The 17,565-nt window shown below is 69.9% G+C and carries 18 protein-coding genes; 6 read left to right on the top strand and 12 right to left on the bottom strand.

From position 1 onward, the window contains the following. Nucleotides 1–5: 5 nt before the first annotated feature. Nucleotides 6–1,214, bottom strand: coding sequence for an acetyl-CoA C-acetyltransferase (locus tag OG558_RS19360; protein WP_405071499.1), 1,209 nt, complete (start codon nt 1,212–1,214; stop codon nt 6–8). 71 nt (nt 1,215–1,285) lie between these two features. On the opposite strand from OG558_RS19360, the gene OG558_RS19355 reads away from it, so the two are divergent. Continuing rightward, nucleotides 1,286–2,179 (top strand): LysR substrate-binding domain-containing protein, encoded by an 894-nt coding sequence (locus OG558_RS19355; RefSeq protein WP_405071498.1) that lies wholly within the window; start codon nt 1,286–1,288, stop codon nt 2,177–2,179. Nucleotides 2,180–2,189: 10 nt separating this feature from the next. Here the strand turns inward: OG558_RS19355 and OG558_RS19350 are convergent, their stop codons facing one another. The 4 genes from OG558_RS19350 to OG558_RS19335 form a co-directional block, all read right to left on the bottom strand. Then, entirely contained in the window at nt 2,190–3,497 is a 1,308-nt protein-coding gene (locus tag OG558_RS19350; protein ID WP_329484756.1) for a HAMP domain-containing sensor histidine kinase, read from the bottom strand. Nucleotides 3,498–3,499: 2 nt separating this feature from the next. After that, nucleotides 3,500–4,189: a response regulator transcription factor gene (locus OG558_RS19345; protein WP_329484755.1), complete on the bottom strand. Its 690-nt coding sequence runs from the start codon at nt 4,187–4,189 to the stop codon at nt 3,500–3,502. Nucleotides 4,190–4,205: 16 nt separating this feature from the next. Then, a complete protein-coding gene (locus tag OG558_RS19340) occupies nt 4,206–4,817 on the bottom strand; it encodes a hypothetical protein (RefSeq protein WP_405071497.1) in 612 nt (203 codons plus the stop codon). Nucleotides 4,818–4,958: 141 nt separating this feature from the next. Beyond that, the gene (locus tag OG558_RS19335) at nt 4,959–5,780 is read right to left on the bottom strand and encodes a tryptophan 2,3-dioxygenase family protein (RefSeq protein WP_329484753.1); all 822 of its coding nucleotides are present in this window, start codon (nt 5,778–5,780) and stop codon (nt 4,959–4,961) included. Nucleotides 5,781–5,861: 81 nt separating this feature from the next. On the opposite strand from OG558_RS19335, the gene OG558_RS19330 reads away from it, so the two are divergent. Next, entirely contained in the window at nt 5,862–6,323 is a 462-nt protein-coding gene (locus tag OG558_RS19330; RefSeq protein ID WP_405071496.1) for a hypothetical protein, read from the top strand. A gap of 68 nt (nt 6,324–6,391) precedes the next feature. Continuing rightward, complete coding sequence (locus OG558_RS19325) at nt 6,392–7,855, top strand: glycoside hydrolase family 76 protein (RefSeq protein WP_405071495.1); 1,464 nt, start codon at nt 6,392–6,394, stop codon at nt 7,853–7,855. A gap of 7 nt (nt 7,856–7,862) precedes the next feature. Here OG558_RS19325 and OG558_RS19320 read toward each other — a convergent pair whose 3' ends face one another. Continuing rightward, on the bottom strand, nt 7,863–9,680 hold the full coding sequence (locus OG558_RS19320) for a heparinase (RefSeq protein ID WP_405071494.1): 1,818 nt from the start codon (nt 9,678–9,680) through the stop codon (nt 7,863–7,865). A 117-nt stretch (nt 9,681–9,797) separates the two neighbouring features. On the opposite strand from OG558_RS19320, the gene OG558_RS19315 reads away from it, so the two are divergent. Both OG558_RS19315 and OG558_RS19310 read left to right on the top strand, forming a co-directional pair. Continuing rightward, complete coding sequence (locus OG558_RS19315) at nt 9,798–10,283, top strand: DUF2505 domain-containing protein (protein WP_329484749.1); 486 nt, start codon at nt 9,798–9,800, stop codon at nt 10,281–10,283. A gap of 86 nt (nt 10,284–10,369) precedes the next feature. Continuing rightward, nucleotides 10,370–10,567, top strand: coding sequence for a hypothetical protein (locus OG558_RS19310; RefSeq protein ID WP_329484748.1), 198 nt, complete (start codon nt 10,370–10,372; stop codon nt 10,565–10,567). Nucleotide 10,568: 1 nt separating this feature from the next. Here the strand turns inward: OG558_RS19310 and OG558_RS19305 are convergent, their stop codons facing one another. Continuing rightward, a complete protein-coding gene (locus tag OG558_RS19305; RefSeq protein ID WP_329484747.1) occupies nt 10,569–11,435 on the bottom strand; it encodes an alpha/beta fold hydrolase in 867 nt (288 codons plus the stop codon). 171 nt (nt 11,436–11,606) lie between these two features. Between OG558_RS19305 and OG558_RS19300 the strand changes: the two genes are divergently transcribed. Continuing rightward, a complete protein-coding gene (locus tag OG558_RS19300) occupies nt 11,607–12,239 on the top strand; it encodes a TetR/AcrR family transcriptional regulator (RefSeq protein WP_329484746.1) in 633 nt (210 codons plus the stop codon). 56 nt (nt 12,240–12,295) lie between these two features. Here the strand turns inward: OG558_RS19300 and pruA are convergent, their stop codons facing one another. The 5 genes from pruA to OG558_RS19275 all read right to left on the bottom strand — a co-directional run bounded on the left by pruA (nt 12,296) and on the right by OG558_RS19275 (nt 17,529). Further along, the gene (gene pruA, locus OG558_RS19295; RefSeq protein WP_405071493.1) at nt 12,296–13,924 is read right to left on the bottom strand and encodes an L-glutamate gamma-semialdehyde dehydrogenase; all 1,629 of its coding nucleotides are present in this window, start codon (nt 13,922–13,924) and stop codon (nt 12,296–12,298) included. A gap of 195 nt (nt 13,925–14,119) precedes the next feature. After that, nucleotides 14,120–14,596 carry a VOC family protein gene (locus OG558_RS19290; RefSeq protein WP_328523577.1) on the bottom strand — a complete coding sequence of 159 codons (477 nt, stop codon included), beginning with the start codon at nt 14,594–14,596 and terminating at the stop codon, nt 14,120–14,122. Continuing rightward, a complete protein-coding gene (locus OG558_RS19285) occupies nt 14,593–15,522 on the bottom strand; it encodes a Ku protein (RefSeq protein WP_329484743.1) in 930 nt (309 codons plus the stop codon). The genes OG558_RS19290 and OG558_RS19285 overlap by 4 nt, the downstream gene beginning before the upstream one ends. 16 nt (nt 15,523–15,538) lie before the next feature. Next, the gene (locus OG558_RS19280) at nt 15,539–16,066 is read right to left on the bottom strand and encodes a DUF6912 family protein (protein WP_405071492.1); all 528 of its coding nucleotides are present in this window, start codon (nt 16,064–16,066) and stop codon (nt 15,539–15,541) included. Then, nucleotides 16,063–17,529 (bottom strand): wax ester/triacylglycerol synthase family O-acyltransferase, encoded by a 1,467-nt coding sequence (locus OG558_RS19275; protein WP_329484741.1) that lies wholly within the window; start codon nt 17,527–17,529, stop codon nt 16,063–16,065. Before OG558_RS19275 ends, OG558_RS19280 begins: the two co-directional genes overlap by 4 nt. Between the last annotated feature and the right edge of the window lie 36 nt (nt 17,530–17,565).

The raw sequence follows: 17,565 nt of genomic DNA, 5'->3' as shown, positions 1-17,565 counted from the left end.
CGCGGTCATCTGACTGCCTCGAAGACTGCGGCGATGCCCTGGCCGCCGCCAATGCAAAGGGTCTCCAGGGCGTAGCGTCCGCCGCGCCGGTGCAGTTCGTGGGCCAGCGTGGCCAGGATGCGCGCGCCGGTCGCGCCGAGTGGATGACCGAGCGAGATGCCGGAACCGTTCGAGTTGAGGCGCTCGTCGTCCGGATCGGCCTTCCACTCGCGCAGGCAGGCGAGGACCTGGGCAGCGAAGGCCTCGTTGAGTTCGATCAGGTCGAGGTCGTCGAGGGTGAGGCCGGCTCGGTCGAGGGCCGCGGCGGTGGCGGGGACGGGTCCGATGCCCATCACCTCGGGGCCGACACCGGCGACCGCCCACGAGCGAAGTGCGAGCAGCGGGCGGAGACCGCGGCGCTCGGCTTCGTCGCGCGTCGTGACCACGCAGACGGCTGCGCCGTCGTTCTGACCGCTCGAGTTGCCGGCCGTGACGGTCGCCTGATCGTCGACGGCCAGGCGGACCGGCCGCAGCGCCGCGAGCCCCTCGAGCGTGGTGTCGGGGCGGGGGTGCTCGTCAACGGCCACAAGTGTGGTGGCGCCACGCCGTCCGGGCACCTCCAGCGGGACGAGTTCGCCGGTGAACCTGCCGTTCGTCTGAGCAGCAACGGCTCGCTGGTGAGATCGCAGGGCGAACTCGTCCTGCTCCGCGCGCGAGATGCCGTACCGGCGCCGGACGTTCTCCGCCGTCTCGACCATCCCGCCCGGGACCGGATGATGCTTCCCACCTGCGGTCTCCCGGGCACGGACCAGGCGGTCCATCAGTTCGACGCCACCGCGAACACCCGTCCGCAGCCCGAGCGCGTAGTGCTCGACCTGCGACATGGATTCGGTGCCTCCGGCAACAATCAGCCTCGCCGCACCGGTCGCGACCGTGCCGGCCGCGTCCAGCACCGCCTGCAGACCGGAGCCGCATCGGCGATCGACCTGGCGACCGGGCACCGAGATCCCCAGTCCCGAGTCGAGCGCGGCGATCCGGCCGATCGCCGGAGCTTCCCCGTTCGGATAGCACTGCCCCAGGACGACGTCGTCGACATCACCTTCGCGCAGACCGGTTCGCCGTACCAGTTCGGTGAGCGCAGCGGTGGCCAGGTCGGCCGCGGACAGCGCGGACAGCGCGCCGCCGAAGCGACCCACCGGAGTACGGATCGGCTCACAGATCACCACGTCGCTCATGCCTTCGACGGTAGGTCGGTATGACCGATATGGAGAAATACTCATTTGCGCTCGATCGAGACTCTGCGAGTATGAATGACGTGGAGCTGCGTCATCTGCGGTACTTCGTCGCCGTCGCCGAGGAGCGGCACTTCGGCCGTGCGGCGGCCCGTCTGCACATGGCCCAGCCGCCGTTGTCCCAGCAGATCCGCCAACTGGAGTCCGAGCTCGGCCTGCAGCTCCTCCGCCGTACGACGCGACGCGTCGAGCTGACCGCCGCCGGTGAGGCCTACCTGGTCCGGGCCCGGCAGATCATCGCGGCGGTCTCGTCGGCCGCGGGCGAGGCGCAGCGGGTGGCGGCCGGACTCCAGGGGCGACTGGTGATCGGGTGCGTCGGCTCGGCGACGTACAGCCTGCTTCCGCAGCTCGTCCGCACGTTGCGCGACGAGTTGCCCGACGTCGAGGTCTCGGTCCAGGGCGAGATGCTCGCGCCCGATCAGGTCGGCGCGCTGCTCGACGGGCGGATCGATCTCGGACTGCTGCGTCCGCCGGTCGACGAGGATTCGTTGCGGCTCGAGGTCCTGCGCGCGGATCGGCTCATCGTCGCACTCCCCGACGGGCATCGGCTGGCCGCGCGGGCACGCCTGCGGTTGAAGCAGCTGGCCGGCGAGGACTTCGTGATCCATGCCGGCGGTGGGCGGTCGGTGATGCACGACACCGTGGTCGCGCGCTGCCGGGAGGCGGGGTTCGAGCCACGGGTGCGGCACGAGGTCGCGGAGACGTCGACGCTGGTCACGTTCGTGGCGGCCGGGCTCGGGATCGCCGTCGTGCCCGCGCCCGTGGCGGAACTGATGGTGCCCGGGGTGACGTATCGCCCGCTCGTCGGTAAGGCCACCGTCGACCTGGCCGCCGCGACCCGGGCCGACGACGAAGCGCCACACCTGCAGCGAGCGCTCGCGGTCGTGACCGCGCAGACACGGCCTTAGGAGACACGCCTTAGGGCGTGGCGAGGGTCAGCACCACCTCGTTGCGGTGGATGGTGAGGTCACCGCCGGCGGCTTCGGCGCAGCGGCGGGCGATGTCGAGGCCGAGGCCGGTGGAGCCGCGGTCGCTGCGGCCGCGCTCCCCCGCGCCGAGCGGGATGCCTGGGCCCTTGTCCGCGACAACGATCCGTACGCCGTTCTGTTCGCGAGTGAGCGTGATCCGGGCCGGGGTGCCGTCGGGCGTGTGGGCGACGACGTTCTCGACCAGCGCGTCGAGTGCGGCGGCGAGATCCTCGGCCGACGAGCGGACCATCGCGGGTGGGGTCGGGAGGTCGAGGGAGAGCTCCCGGCCCTGGTCCTCGAAGAGTGGTTCCCAGAAGGCGGCGCGGCTGCGAGTGACCTCGACGGCGTCGCAGTGCGGGACCCGCCCCTCACGCTGCGGTCGGCGGGCTGCGCTGATCACCGCGGTGAGCGTGCGTTCCAGGCTGGTCACCTGGGTGTTGAGTTCCTCGGCGCTCTCCCGGTCCGGCAAGGCCTCGACCTGCAGCCGGAGCGCGGTCAACGGCGTACGGAGTCGATGGGACAGGTCGGCGACGGCTTCGCGTTCGACCGCGATCACCTCGTCGATGCGGTCGGCGAGACGATTGAGTGCGGCGCCGACCTTCGCCACCTCGGCCGGACCGGTCGTCGGGGCGCGGGCCTCCATGTCCCCCTTGGCCAGGCGTTCCGCCGTACCGGCCGTCTCCTCCAAGGGGCGGGCCAGCCGGCGGGAGACGAGTTCGGCGCCGACGATGCTGAGCAGCAGGACGAGCAGGCTGACACCGATCAGGATCAGCACCCGTGGGACGAGGCCGGCGTACAACTCGTCGGCGGTCAGGAAGAGGCAGACCGACGCCGGGCCGGCCGGGGTGCCGACGGCGACGTCGACCGCCATCCCGCCGCCGACCTCGCGGTAGTCGGCGTCGCCGACCGTCGGCGGTCCCCTCCGGCCGTCGTCATCGCCGTCGTTGTAGCCGGCGGGCAGCGGCTTCGGCGCCGGGACCCCGCCGGGTGGGGGTTTGCCGAGCGTCGTGCCGTCCGGCAGCCGGACCGAGATCGTCCCCGGGCCGTTGTTGGTCAGGCCGTCGATGTACGCCGTGATGTCGTCGGCCGTGTGGTTCGCGTCGCCGACGTAGTACGCGGCAGCCTCAGCCCGGTACCGCGCCTGGTCCTTAGCCTCGTTAGCCGTCGAAGTACGCAACAGGATGATCAGCGGTACGGCGAACGCCAGCACGACCAGCGTGGTCATGCCGACCGAGAGCAACAGGATCCGGCGGCGCATCGTCAGCCACCCTCGGGCGCCGCGAGCTTGATCCCGACTCCGCGGACGCTGTACAGGAACCGCGGCTCGGCCGCCGTCTCCCCGAGCTTCCGCCGCAACCAGGACAGATGGACGTCGACCGTCCGGTCGCCGCCGCCCCACGGCAGACCCCAGACCTCGGCGAGCAGTTCGCGCTTGGTGACCACCGCACCCGGACGGCGGGAGAGCGCGAGCAGGAGGTCGAACTCCTTGCGGGTCAGATCGACCGGGCGCCCGTCGACGGTGACCTCACGGCTGCGTGGGTCGATCCGGAGCGCGCCGAGGTCGACCATCGACTCGCCCTGCTGGTCCGGTCCGAGGCGGCGCAGGACCGCGCGGATCCGGGCGTCGATCTGGGCCGAGCTGAACGGTTTGATCACGTAGTCGTCGGCGCCGGCATCGAGCAGCTTGACCACGCTGGCGTCGTCGTCGCGGGCCGTTGCCACGATCACCGGTACGTCGCTGACCGACCGGACCATGGCCAGCACGTCCCGGCCGTCCAGGTCGGGCAGACCGAGATCGAGCAGCAGCACCTCCGGCCGCTCCCGCGCGACCAGCGCAACGCCGTCGGCACCGGCGGCCACGGCCGTGACGACATGCCCGGCCGCCGTCAGGGACTTGCCCAGCGACGTCCGGATCGCGTCATCGTCCTCGACCAGCAACACCCGTGCCATGTCGTTGAGAGTAGCTTCAGCCTGGTCGCGGGGCCTTCAAACCCGTACTGCGGAGCTCGAGATCGGCGAGCTGCGCGATCACCGCGGTGTCGCCCTCCCGCCAGGCGGCGACGGGGTCGTCGGAGATCTTCGCGAGCTTGTGCATGGGCTGATTGGCCATCGCCCGCAGTGCGAACAGGTCCAGGTCAGCGGCATTGTCGATGAACTTCTGGGCCGCGGTGGCGCGGCGGGAGAAGCGGATCCGGTGCGGCAGCCAGATCAGGAGCGCGAACAGCACCGGCAGCGCGATCGTCACCCCAGCCAGCACATACGCCAACTGTTCCACCGCATGCGCCTCATCGCGCCCGGCCTGCGCCAGCTTCCCCGCAGCCCCGGCAGCTCCGTCGATCGGCGATCGCAGCTGGTCGCCGACCGCCGGGACCTTGCCGATCGGTTCGGACAGCTTCCGCAGGTCTCCGGCCAGGCCGTCCCCTGCCTCGGCCGCCTTCCGCCCCGGCGCGCCCAACGCGTCCGTGATCCGGTACACCAGCAGTCCGAGTTCCACACACACCCAGACCCAGACAACCAGCATCAGGTCGCCCAGGAACTGCCCGAACCGCTGTGTTCCCACGTCGGAGTAGAGCTTCACACCACGTCCCTTCGCCGAGCCACCCGGTGCCCGCGACCGTGCGTCGTGACACTAGCGCCCAGCGTGGCCGGTCACGATCTTTGGGGAAAGAAACTGCCGCCAGGTGCAAGTTTCTTACCCCAAACCGCGCGGGTGCGGCGGTCAGAGGGTGGTGCGGAGGTCCCAGAGGAGGGGGTAGTAGCGGAGGTCGAGGCGGCTACGGAGGTAGCCGGCGCCGGACGAGCCGCCGGTGCCCGGCTTGGTGCCGATCATCCGCTCGACCATGACGACGTGGCGGGCCCGCCAGGCGGCGGCGAGCTCGTCGTGCTGGAGCAGCGCCTCGGCGAGCTCCCAGATGGCGGCGTAATGGCCGCGGTCGCCGGCGACCTTGCGGAGAGCGTCGCGAGTGGCGTCCTCGGTGTCGGTGTCGAAGCCGGCCTTCTGCAGTACGACGAGGAACGCGTCCCAGAGCGTCGGGTCCTCCAGGCGCCGGCCGAGGCGTTCCTTCTCGGTCTCGGTCAGCCCGCGGAACCGCCGTACGAAGGACGGGTCCTTGGCGCCGGAGAGGAACTCGATCTCGCGGAACTGCACCGACTGGAACCCGCTCGCCGGCGACAGCCGGTGCCGGAACTCGCCGAAGTCCTGCGGCGTCATGGTCTCGAGGATGTCGACCTGCTGGGTCAGCACGCGTTCGATCGTGTGCACCCGGCGGAGCAGGTGCTCGGCCAGCCAGAGCTCACCGGACAGCATCGCGTCCCGAGAGGCGGTCAGCTCGTGCAGGACCTGCTTGAACCACAGCTCGTACACCTGGTGAATCGTGATGAACAGCAGTTCGTCGTGGGCCGGCGGATCCGACTCCAGCCGCTGCTGATCGAGCAGCTCGGCCAGCCGCAGATAACTGCCGTACGTCAGCCGCCCGCCGGCCTCACCGAAGTGGACGTCGACCCCGTCCCACCGCCCCGCAACCCCGTCCTCTGTGCTCATGGGCCCGAGAGTAACCGACGCGTTCGTGACCGGTCAGGGATTCGTTCGTTGGACCTGGGGTACGCCGATACAAGGAGTTGCATGTCCGCCACGGTCCGAACCCCGCTTGTCCCGGGACCTGTCCAGGGGCCCACGCGTGAAGAACCGCGGCTCGAGGCACTGCTGCTCGACGACTATTCGTCCCTGGTTCACCTGGCGTATCTCATTCTCCCGCCGTCGGTCAGCCGGCAGCGGCGGGTGACCGCGGCCCACGCCGTCGTGCAGCGCGCGCTGCCGCCGGGCGTGACTCTGCCGACCGGCGATCCGCGGGAGTTCATGCGGCATCGCGTCGTCCAGGAGGCGACGAGGCAAGCGTCACAGCGTAGTGCGTTGGCACGGCTGAGCGGGGTCCTCGCGCGTGCGGACGAGCTGGGAGTCGAGCCGTGCGCCAGGCACGTCGACCACACCGCGATCCGGCGCCGCACCCAGTGCGGCCGGCGGGTGGCGATCGCCTTCACTGTGCTGCTCACCCTCGGGATCCTGCTGGGCTTGCTGACGTCTTGACGCCGCGGTGAGCATCCACCTACCTTCGGTGACACCGCTCTCTTCCTACCGCCCCAGGGAGATCCGTGATGGTCGTTGGAATCGTTTCCAGCCTCAGCCTGCTCGCCTTCCCCCTCGGCGCACCACCTCCGGCCCCGGCCCCTGAGACCCCGGCGGTGAACATGTCCACCCAGGCAACGATCTGCAACAAGTACTGCGACGCCCGCGACCCCGCGCTCTCCCCCGGCGACCGGGCGCCCGTGTCGGCGACGCTGTTCGGCCGGACCGTCTCGCTGCACTTCGACGACGCGGACGCGATGGGCTGGGCCTCGATCGAGAACGGCAATCCCGGCGACGAGGTGTGGCTGGACCGCTCGATGGACGGCGGCCGCACCTGGACCGACGGCAGCCGCCTCGGCAACACCGCGATCCCTGCCGGGCAACGCGGTTGGCGCACACTGATGTACAACGTCGACGACTGGAACAACCTCGGCGTCGGCGCCCTGCGCGCCTGCGGCAAGGCCGGCGACCGACCCGACATCGCCTGTACGCCGTGGGCCCGGACCACGTGGAACGCCTGGGATCGCCGTGCGGCGGCGGCCACCGCGCAGATGCAGTACTACAACCGCTCGACCGGGCTCTTCGACACCACCGGCTGGTGGAACTCGGCCAACGCGTTGAACGCGGTGATCGACAACATCCGGGTCAGCGGGATGGACAGCTACAAGTACGCGATCGCCCGGACCTACGACCTCAACCTCAACGCCGCGGAAGGCCAGTTCCGCAACGACTACCTCGACGACACCGGCTGGTGGGGTCTCGCCTGGGTCGCGGCGTACGACGTGACCGGGGAAGCGCGTTACCTGCAGACTGCTCGGGCCGACGCCGACCACATGGCGGCGTACTGGGACAACACCTGTGGCGGCGGCGTGTGGTGGAGTGAGGCGAAGACGTACAAGAACGCGATCTCCAACTCGCTCTACATCCAGCTCAGCGCGGCGCTGCACAGCCGGATCCCCGGCGACTCGACCTATCTCCAGCGGGCGCAGGCCGGCTGGACCTGGTTCCAGCAGACCGGGATGATCAACGGCTCCCAGCTCGTCAACGGCGGGATCGACCTGTCCACCTGCAAGAACAACGGCGACACCGCATGGACCTACAACCAGGGTGTGTTGATCGGCGCACTTACTGAGTTGGCCAAGGCAACGAACAACACGGCGTACCTGACCAGCGCCCGGCAGCTCGCCGACGCGGCGACCACCGCGCCGTCAATGCACACCGCCGACGGGATCCTGCGCGAGCCGTGCGAGTCGGGTGACTGCGGCGACGACGGCCCGTCCTTCAAGGGCGCCCACGTGCGCGGCCTCGGCAAGCTCAACGCGGCACTGTCCGATCACCCGTACACGGCCTACCTCCAGCGGCAGGCCGACCGCGCCTTCGCCGCCGACCGTACGCCGATGGACCAGTACGGACTGCGGTGGTACGGCCCGGTCGACAAACTCGACGCCGCCCGGCAACAGTCCGCGCTCGACCTGCTCAACGTGGCCCCGTGAGGTCGCGTCAGTCACGAGCACTCGTCACGGTCAGCTCGAAGGAGTTGCGGTCGGGGGTGATGACGAGGCGATGCACGATCGAGCCCCAGACACCTTCCAGGAGCTGGTCTTCCACCGCTCGTCTCTCCAGCCGTGCGGCGCCGGCGTCCCACCTGAGCTGAACGTGCCCGCCGGTGAGGGTCTGGATCCGGAGCCGGCCGGGCTCGTGATCGAGCGGCGTACCGGCGATGACGAAGTGCTGCTCGGCCGAGCCGTCCCACTCGTCGGCGATCCTGATTGCCCCCGCCTCCAAACTGGCCACCCGGCGGTAGCGCAACACCTTCGGATAGGCGTGCGACAGGTCGAGTGCCAGCGAGTTCTCTTGCGCCTCAACCTCGGTGGCGCGGTACTGCGCGCCAGGGAGCTGCTCCTGGCCGTCGATCAACGGGACGTTGTGCCAGTCGCTCCGGACGACCCAGAGCTCGTAGCGGCGGTCGGAGAAGGACAACGCGGTGTACGTCGGCTGGCCGAGGTCGATCAGCACCGGGGTGCCGTCGAGGGCGGCGATGAACGAGCCGACGTCGTTGTGGTTGTGGTTCTCGTTGTTGTGGCCGCCCTTGATCGCCAGGGTCAGGCCGTTCGAGGAGCCGGCCGTTTCGCGGACGACCAGGACCTGCAGCTCGGCGAGATAGGTCGATCGCGGGAGCGGCAGATCGGCCTTGGCACTGGCCCACCAGGCGTCGTCGGTGAACCCGATCAGCGCTCGGCCGAGGCCGGCGACCGGCGCGATCGGCTGGTCGCGATGCGCGGCGGCCTGGGCCATCACGCCGGCGTGATCGTGATGGCGGCCCCAGCGGTGCAGGAGGTGCCAGGGCTGGTTCGGGTCCGGACGGGCGGAGCCGTCGGCGACGTTGACGTACCAGCCGTTGCCCAACGCCATCCGTTGCGGATAGCGGGCCAGTTCGGCGAGCGGCGTACAACTCCACGGTGCGAAGGCGCCGTTGGTGATGGTGTCGAGGAGGTCGAGGGCTTGGGCCAGGCGGGCGGGACCGTTCCACCAGTAGGCGTAGCCCTCGTCGCAACCGCCGTCGGCCGGGAGTGAGTTCAGATATCTGTCGAGGCCGTCGATGACGAGGTCGGCGACCTCGAGCCGAACCTCGGGGTCGTCCTCGAGGAAGAGCGTGGCGGCGAGGACATGGCCGTGGACCCACGGGTTCCAGTTGCTCAGGTGACCGGTCAGGCCGAGCCAGTGCCAGCGGCGATCGGTGCGGAACGGCTGGATGACGCGACGACGGACCTCCGCGCGAAGGCGCCGCCGCAGTCCCGGCACGCGGTCGTCGAGCGCCGGCCCGAGCACGAGGTCGGCCCAGGCCAGGATCTCCGCAGTCTCCGCGGCACCCAGATCCAGGTACGGCTGGTCGGGATCGCCCAGCACCTCGTGTCTCTCGGTCGCGAAGGACTCGTGCGCTGCCCAGCACCAGGTGGTCTGCTCACACAGCAAGAGCAATCCGTCAGCGGCCTGATCGACGTACGCCTGGTCAGCGGTGAGCGCGGCGGCCACCACGGCGGTCGACGTACGACGCCGTAGCTCGCCGGCTGGGGTCTCGTGAGGAGTCCGGGCACCATCACGCCAGAAGCGGGTGTAGTCGGACAGCAAGGTCTGCGGCCAGGCCCGGGAGCGGTCCGCGTCCGCCTCGGCCAGGATCGCCTTCACCGCGGTCGGGTCACGGGTCCCCCACGTCTCGCGGGCCGTCAGGTCCGGTACGCCGGCCCGCTCACGTGCCGACGCGACCGCCTCGGCACGACCCTCCACCCCAACCGCCATCCACCGCTCGGCGAGCCCCATCGGTCCTCACTCCGTCCGGCAATCGCTTGCCCAGGCACCGTAGCAGGGGAGCCCGCACCGGCGAACGAGTGCGGCGGTGGGGTCCGGTGACCGAGCGGCAATGCCATGATGTGCGGCATGGAGCTGAAGCTGTCGGCGTCGTACGACGCCACCCCCGAGGAAGTGTTCGCGATCGTCACGGACGCCACCTTCCGCGAGCAGGCCTGCGAGAAGACCAAGGCGCTGTCGTACGACGTGCAGGTGACCGAGTCCGGCGGCGACACGATCGTCCGGGTCAGCCGGGAGATGCCGGCCAACGACGTCCCGGACATCGCGCGCAAGTTCGTCGGCCAGACGCTGACCATGGTCCAGACCGAGACCTGGCACGCGGCCGCCGCGGACGGATCCCGGCGGGCCGACGTGGTCGGCGAGATCAGCAACACCCCAGTCACCCTGAAGGGCACCGCGAGCATCAGCGGCGACGGCCAGGCGGTCCAGGCGATCGACCTGGACGTGAAGGTCGCGGTCCCGCTGATCGGCAAGAAGATGGAGCCGTTCGTCGTCGACGCGATCCGCTCCGGCCTGCAGAAGGAGCACGAGCTCGCCCGCGACTGGACGCACTGACCCGGCCGGGCCGAGTGTCGCTACCGTGACGGGCCCGGCTCCGGTGGCAACCTGAACGGAAGAGTTGCTCGGGAGGTGAGCCCGTCATGCGGAAGAAGCGCCAGCGCGTGGAGCCCATGGGTGAGGATTCGCAGTACTGCGTGTTCTGTGCGGCGGTGATGCCGTTCGAGCGGATCGAAGCCGGGGATCACCTGGTCGACGAGCCGGATGAATGGATCTGCGTGAAATGCGGATCCGCGCTGCTCGTCGACCCTCCGCTGCAGGAGCTCGACCGCACCGCCTGACTTACAGCGGCGGGCCGAAGGCGCACAGCACGCGGTTCGCGTGCGCCGGGTCGAGCGCGCTGGCGACCAACTGAGCGACGGTCGGGTCGAAGGCGAGACCGACGTGGCCGACCGGGTCGAGTGGGCAGGTGTCCTGGACGTACTGGTTCGTGACGCCGGGCTCGCGGATGAAGGATGTTTCGTGCGGTGTCACCAGGGCGTCGAAGCGGGACGCGATCACCGTGTACTTCACGCCGGGCTGGGCGATCGGGCCGGCGGTCAGCTTCTGTACAGCCGCGCCGCCGACGAGGAGTTCGTCGCAGGCCGGGCAGCCGAACTGCTGCAGGACCTGGTCGACCAGCGGGCCGAGTCCGAGGTAGTCACCCACGCTCACCAGGCCGGCGAACGTCGTACCGTGCGTCGGTGGCGCGAGGGCGATCACCTTGCCCACTTGACCGGCGTACCCGCGGATCTTGGGGCCGTACAGGCTCTGGAAGGCGCCTTCGGAGTGCCCGACGATGTCGACCCTGGCCGCGCCGGTCGCCTGCCGGACGCGCTGGACGAAGGCCTGGATCTCCGCTGACGACTGCGCGATCGAGACCGTGCCGCCGACCGGGATCGCGGGCGTGGCCTGCCCGTAGGTGAGGGTGAAGGCGCAGTAGCCCTTCGCGGCCAGGAACGGGCCGAGGTACGAGTAGTTGCCCGGGCCGTTGCCGCCCAGCCCGTGCAGGAGGACGAGCGGGTCGGGATGCGCGGCTGACGGCTTGCAGGACCAGTCGTCGAAGCCCGATGACGGCGCGGCGACGGCGGTCCCCGCAGTGGTTGCCGAGGCCGTCAGCAGGACAGCGGCGATCAGGCCGGCCGCGGCCCGGCGCAGGCGGATTTTCATGTGCCCCCCCTTTGAAGACACCCGCCGCCGAAGACGGCGCTCTGTCGTTGTATCGTTCAGTGACAGCGAGATCACGGACAGTTGAACATGGATGCCTGGTTACAAACAAGAGCTCGTGTTCGAAACAAGTTGCTCCGGTTATGAATCCGCGACGGGGGTAACGTCCAGCGCATGAGTAGGACCATACGGGGACTGGACGCCGAGCAACGCCGGGCGGAACGACGCGAGCAGCTGCTGGACGCGGCGCTCAAACTGTTCGCCGCCAACGGCTATCTCGGCACGTCGATCGAGCAGATCTGTACCACGGCGTACATCGGGACGAAGAGCTTCTACGAGCTGTTCTCCAGCCGGGAGGAGTGTTACCTCGCCCTGCTGCGGCGGACCTCGGCGCGCCTGGAGGAGCAGGTGGCCGACGCCGCGGCGCAGGCCACCGGCAACGAACGGCAGGAGGCGCCGCGGCTGCTCGCGACCTTCGTGCACGCGCTGGTCGACGACCCGCGCGTCACCAGGGTCACCTTCGGCATGGCCTCTGGGATCTCGGAGACCGTCGAGCGTGAACGCCGGACCAACCGCCGCTGGGCGGCCGGCTTCCTGGTGCAGCTCTGGGACCGGTACGACGGCCCGCCACCCGAGGAGCAGCGAGCCGTCCGGCACAGTGCCGCGATCGGCCTGGTCGGCGGGATGTTCGACCTGATCTCGGACTGGCTGCAGGACGCCGACCTCACCAACCAGAACCAGGTCGAGGCCTTGCTGGACGACCTCACGACCTTCTACATCACCGTCCGCCGGGGCCTGGCGACCTAGGCCGGCGCCGCCTCAAGCCCTGGTCCCCCACCACCGTCTTTCTTTTGCTTCTTTCGTCAGCCCTGGTGCGGGTAGCGGTAGTCGGTCGGCGGGGCGAAGGTCTCCTTCATCGACCGCGGCGAGACCCAGCGGATCAGGTTCCACATCGAGCCGGCCTTGTCGTTGGTGCCGGACGCCCGCGCACCACCGAACGGCTGCTGACCGACGACCGCGCCGGTCGGCTTGTCGTTCACGTAGAAGTTGCCGGCCGCGAAGCGCAGGTAGTCCGAGGCTTCGGCGATCGCGTGCCGGTCCTGCGCGATGACCGCACCGGTCAGCCCGTACGGCGCAGAGTGCTCCATCTCGCGCATCACGGTGTCGTAGTCGGCGTCGTCGTACACGTGCACGCCGAGGATCGGGCCGAAGTACTCGGTGCTGAAGATCTCGTCGGTCGGATCGGCCGAGACCAGCAGCGTCGGCCGGACGAAGTACCCCTCGCTGTCGTCATAGGTGCCACCGGCAACGACCTCGATGGAGTCGGTCGCGCGGGCCCGGTCCAGGGCCGCCTTGTGCTTGGCGAACGCGCGGTCGTCGATCACAGCGCCGATGAAGTTCGACAGGTCGGTGACGTCGCCCATGGTCAGCGAGTCGGTCTCGGCGACCAGGTCGTCGCGGATCCGGTCCCACACCGAGCGGGCGACGTACGCACGCGACGCGGCGGAGCATTTCTGGCCCTGGTACTCGAACGCGCCGCGCACCATCGCGGTCTTCAGCACCGCCGGGTCCGCGGACGGGTGCGCCAGGATGAAGTCCTTGCCGCCGGTCTCGCCGACCAGCCGCGGGTAGGTCTTGTACGACGCGATGTTCGTGCCGACCGTGCCCCACAGCGAGTGGAACGTCCTGGTCGAGCCGGTGAAGTGGATGCCGGCCAGATCCGGGTGGGTCAGCGCGGCCTTGCTGACCTCGAGGCCGTCGCCGGTGACCAGGTTGATCACGCCGGCCGGCAGGCCTGCGGCCTCGAGCAGCCGCATCGTCCAGTGCGCCGCGAGCTGCTGCGTCGGAGACGGCTTCCAGACCACGGTGTTGCCCATCAGCGCCGGCGCGGTCGGCAGGTTGCCGGCGATGGCGGTGAAGTTGAACGGGGTGATCGCGTAGACGAAGCCCTCGAGCGGGCGGTAGTCGACCCGGTTCCACACCCCCGGGGACGAGATCGGCTGGTCGCTGACGAGCTGCCGCGCGAAGGCCACGTTGAAGCGGAGGAAGTCGATCAGCTCACAGGCCGCATCGATCTCGGCCTGCTGGATCGTCTTCGACTGGCCGAGCATGGTGGCCGCGTTCAAGGTGTCGCGCCACGGGCCGGCCAGCAGATCGGCGGCCTTCAGGAAGATCGCGGCGCGGTCGTCGAACGACAGCGACCGCCACGACGGAGCAGCCGCGAGCGCCGCGACCACGGCCGCCCGGCCGTCGGCCTCAGTCGCGTTGCCGAGGGTGCCGAGCACGTGCGCGTGCCTGTGCGGCTGCACCACCTCCACCGGCGTGCCGCCACCCAGCTTCTGCTCGCCGCCGATCGTGCAGGTCAGGTCGATCGCACCCGCCGCGGTGAACTCCTTGAGCTTCGACTCCAGACTCGCGCGCTCGGCCGAACCGGGCGCATACCCCTTGACGGGCTCGTTGGCAGGCGTCGGAACGGTGGTGACGGCATCCATAGTGCGAGGCTCCTCGATCGTGTGGTGGACCGTGCTGCGGGGCGCCGCTGCGGGTGGGCGGCGCGCGCTGCCACTAGGTGACACGAGCATCGTGCCACGCCGAACCCCCGGACCACGAACCCGACTGGTCCGCTCTCACGGCGACCTCATTTGTAGCATACGTTTCACCTGAAGGGGTCCCCGAGCGGGCGTAGGTCAGGGACGCCAGGGCATGTGCTGGAGGGCCCAGGTGTTGCCGTCGGGGTCCTCGAACCAGGCGTAGAAGACGCCCCCGAGGTCTTCGGTCTCGCTGACGTCGACGCCGCGCTTGATCAGCTCCTCGCGAGCGGCCTCGATGTCCTTGACCACGAGGTGCAGGCCGCGCAGGGTGCCGGGTGGCATGTCGAGCTGGGGCAGGCCGGTGACCAGGGTGATCGAGCAGTAGGAGCCCGGCGGGGTGAGCTGGACGATGCGTACGCCGTCCGCCGGGGAGACGTCGACGTCGACGTGGAAGCCGGCCTGCTCGGAGTAGAACCGCTTGGCCCGGTCCACGTCCGTCACCGGGACCGGGACGAGCTCCAGCAGGAAGGCGCCCGGTGTGACCACCGCCGCGGTCGGATCCGCCGGGATCTCCGAGGCGTCCTTCGGGATCTCGGTCTGGGTCGGCGGCGGGGTCGGCAGCTGATCGGTCATGCGGACTTCTTCGCGGCCTTCTTGGCGGTCTTCTTCGCCGGCGCCTTCTTGACCGCCGCGGCTTTCTTCGCGGGAGCCTTCTTGGCGGCGGCCGCCTTCTTCGCCGGGGCCTTCTTGGCCGGCTCGGCGTCCGCGGACCCGCCCGCGCGACGGGCCTTCGCGGCCTCGACCGAGGCGCGGAGCGCGGCGACCAGGTCGACGACCTCGGCGCCCTCCGTCTCCTCCTCCTCGGACTCCGGCAGCGGGACACCCGCCGCCTTCGCCTCGACGACCTTCTCCAGTGCCTGCCGATACTCGTCGTGGTACTGGTCCGGGTCGAACTCGCCCCGCAGCGTGTCGATGTACGACGACGCCATCGCCTTCTCCTGGGACCGGATCTCCACGTCCTCGGGCGGCGCGGCGAAGGACGCGTCCCGGACCTCGTCCGGCCAGAGCATCACCTGCAGCACGAGGATGTCGTCGACCGTCCGCAGCAGCCCGAGGCTCTCGCGCGACCGCAGCGCGACCTTGACCAGCGCGTACAGCTCGGAGCCGTCGAGCGCGTCCCGCAGCAGCACGTACGGCTTGGCACCCGGACCACCGTCTGCCTGCAGGTAGTAGGACTTGCCCAGGTAGAGCGGGTCGACCTGGTCGGCGGGCACGAACTCGAGGACGTCGATGACCTTCTTGCTGGACAGCGGCAGGTCGGCGAAGTCGTCCGGTTCGAGCACGATCATCCGGCCGTCGGGCATCTCGTAGCCCTTGCCGATGTCGGAGTACGGCACTTCCTCGCCGTCGATCGAGCAGATCCGCTTGTACTTGATCCTGCCGCCGTCGGCGACATGCACCTGGCGGAACGAGATGTCCTTCTCCTCGGTCGCCGAGAACACCTTGATCGGGATCGTCACCATCCCGAACGAGATGGCACCCTTCCAGATCGCCTGCATCGCCATCAGCTCCCTGTCAGCTCGATCCGTTCCGCCCGCGCGGCCCCTCCGCCGCGAGCAGATCGGGAATCTCCTGTGTCGCGTACCACAACAGGTCTTCACCCTCGCACGAATCGAGGGCGAAAAGTGCGTCGTCATCACCGTTCTGGGCCGCGTCCCAGAGGTCGGCGGCCTTCCCCACCACCGCCGCCGCGCCGGCCGCGTCCAGGTGGACGGCGGCCACCGTCGTCCACGGGATCACCACCTGCAGCTCCAGCCGGGCGTCCCCCAGCTCGACCGATCCGTCCGCCGGCGGTACGGCGCTCACCTCGGCCGCCACGACCACCCGTCTCCGCGCGGTCCCGGGATCGGCCGCGAGCAGTCCGACCGAGGCACGGGCGGCCTGCGCCATCGCGGCGTACTCGAGCTCCTCGTCGTCACCCTCGGCGTACCACTCCCGCAGCGCCGGTGTGACGGCGTACGCGGTCAGCGGGGCCGGGCCGAGCTCGCCGGCGTGACACGCGGCGTGCAGCAGCCGCAGCGTGAATGGGATGTAGACCCTCATGAACCCGCCTTCTTGGTAGTGCCGCGGGGTTTCTTCCGGCCCCGGGAGGCCCGGTTGTGGCTGCCCGTGGTGGTGTCGAGCAACTCGGCCAGCGCATCCGTCACGCATTGGGCGAAAACAGCCAGGTCCGGCATCGCGGTGCGGTCCGCGTTGAGCCCGTAGAACACCTTCCCGTCGTACGACGTGACGCCGACGGACAGCCCTTGTCCGGGCATCAGCGGAACCACCGGGTACGACGCCAGCATCGGCGCACCCTGGGCGTACAGCGGGAACTGCGGACCGGGCACGTTGGTGATCACCACGTCGTCGATCGGCCGGACGGTCGTGGTCGCGACCCGGGCGGCGAGCGCGTGCAGCGTGGTCGGGGCGAACCCGGCGATGCCGACGAGCGACTGCGCACTGACCGCGCGGCCGGTGTCCTTGTGCACCTTGGTCTGATACGAGATCTGGTGCATCCGCATGACCGGGGAGTTCTCCCCGACCGGGAGGTTCACCGTGGAGGCGATCACCCGGGACCCGAGCGAGGTCGGCTCCTCGTCCTCGTCGTCGCGGATGCTGACCGGGACCACGGCGCGGACGCTCCGGGTCGGTCCGACGCCCTCACCACGTGTCATCATCCAGCCCCGGAACGCGCCCGCGACGACCGCGAGGATCACGTCGTTGACCGTGCCGCCGTGCATCGCCCGGACGGTCCGGTAGTCCTCCAGGTCGGTCTGCACGGTGGTGAACCGGCGCTGACCGGACGTCTTCACGTGCAGCGAGCTCTCCTGCACATGGCGCTGCGCGACCAGCGAGCCGACCACGTCCCCGAGCACCTCGCGGACCGACGTCGCCCCGGTCAGGCTGGCGATCTCGGCCCGGGCCAGCTCCAGCACCGCGGTGGGGTGCCGGGTGGCGTCGGTGAACACGCCGGCGAGCAGCTCCAGCGCGGACGGTGGGTGCTGGGGCTCCCAGGTGTCGGTCGGGGTGTCCCGGGGCTGCGCGGTCGCGTCCAGCACGACCTGGCCGATATCGACCGTGCTGTTGCCGTCGACAAGGGCCTGGTGGGACTTGGCGATGATCGCGAACCGGTCACCTTGCAGGCCCTCGACCAGGTACATCTCCCACAGCGGCCGGGCCCGGTCCAGCCGCCGCGACATGATCCGGGCGACCAGCTCGAGCAGTTGCGCGTGTGTCCCCGGTCGCGGCAGGGCCGAGCGGCGTACGTGGAAGGTGATGTCGAACTCTTCGTCGTCCACCCAGACCGGGCCGGCGAACCGGCCGGGCACCTGCTGGACCCGCTGCCGGTACCGCGGCACGAACGCGATCCGGTCCCGGATCAGCGCGACCAGGCGCTCGTAGTCGAACCCGTCGCCGGAGTGCACCGGCGGCTCGAAGATGTCGACCGTCCCGACGTGCATCGGGGTGGCCGGGGACTCCGCCTTCAGGAAGGTGAGATCCAGCGACGTCAGCCGATCGGGCATCCGGTCACCTTCCTCTCTGGGGATAGCTTGTCTCGT

The sequence above is a fragment of the Kribbella sp. NBC_01510 genome (genome assembly GCF_045040325.1).
In the GTDB taxonomy this organism is placed as follows: Bacteria; Actinomycetota; Actinomycetes; order Propionibacteriales; family Kribbellaceae; genus Kribbella.
This window is presented reverse-complemented; position numbering and strand designations above follow the sequence as displayed.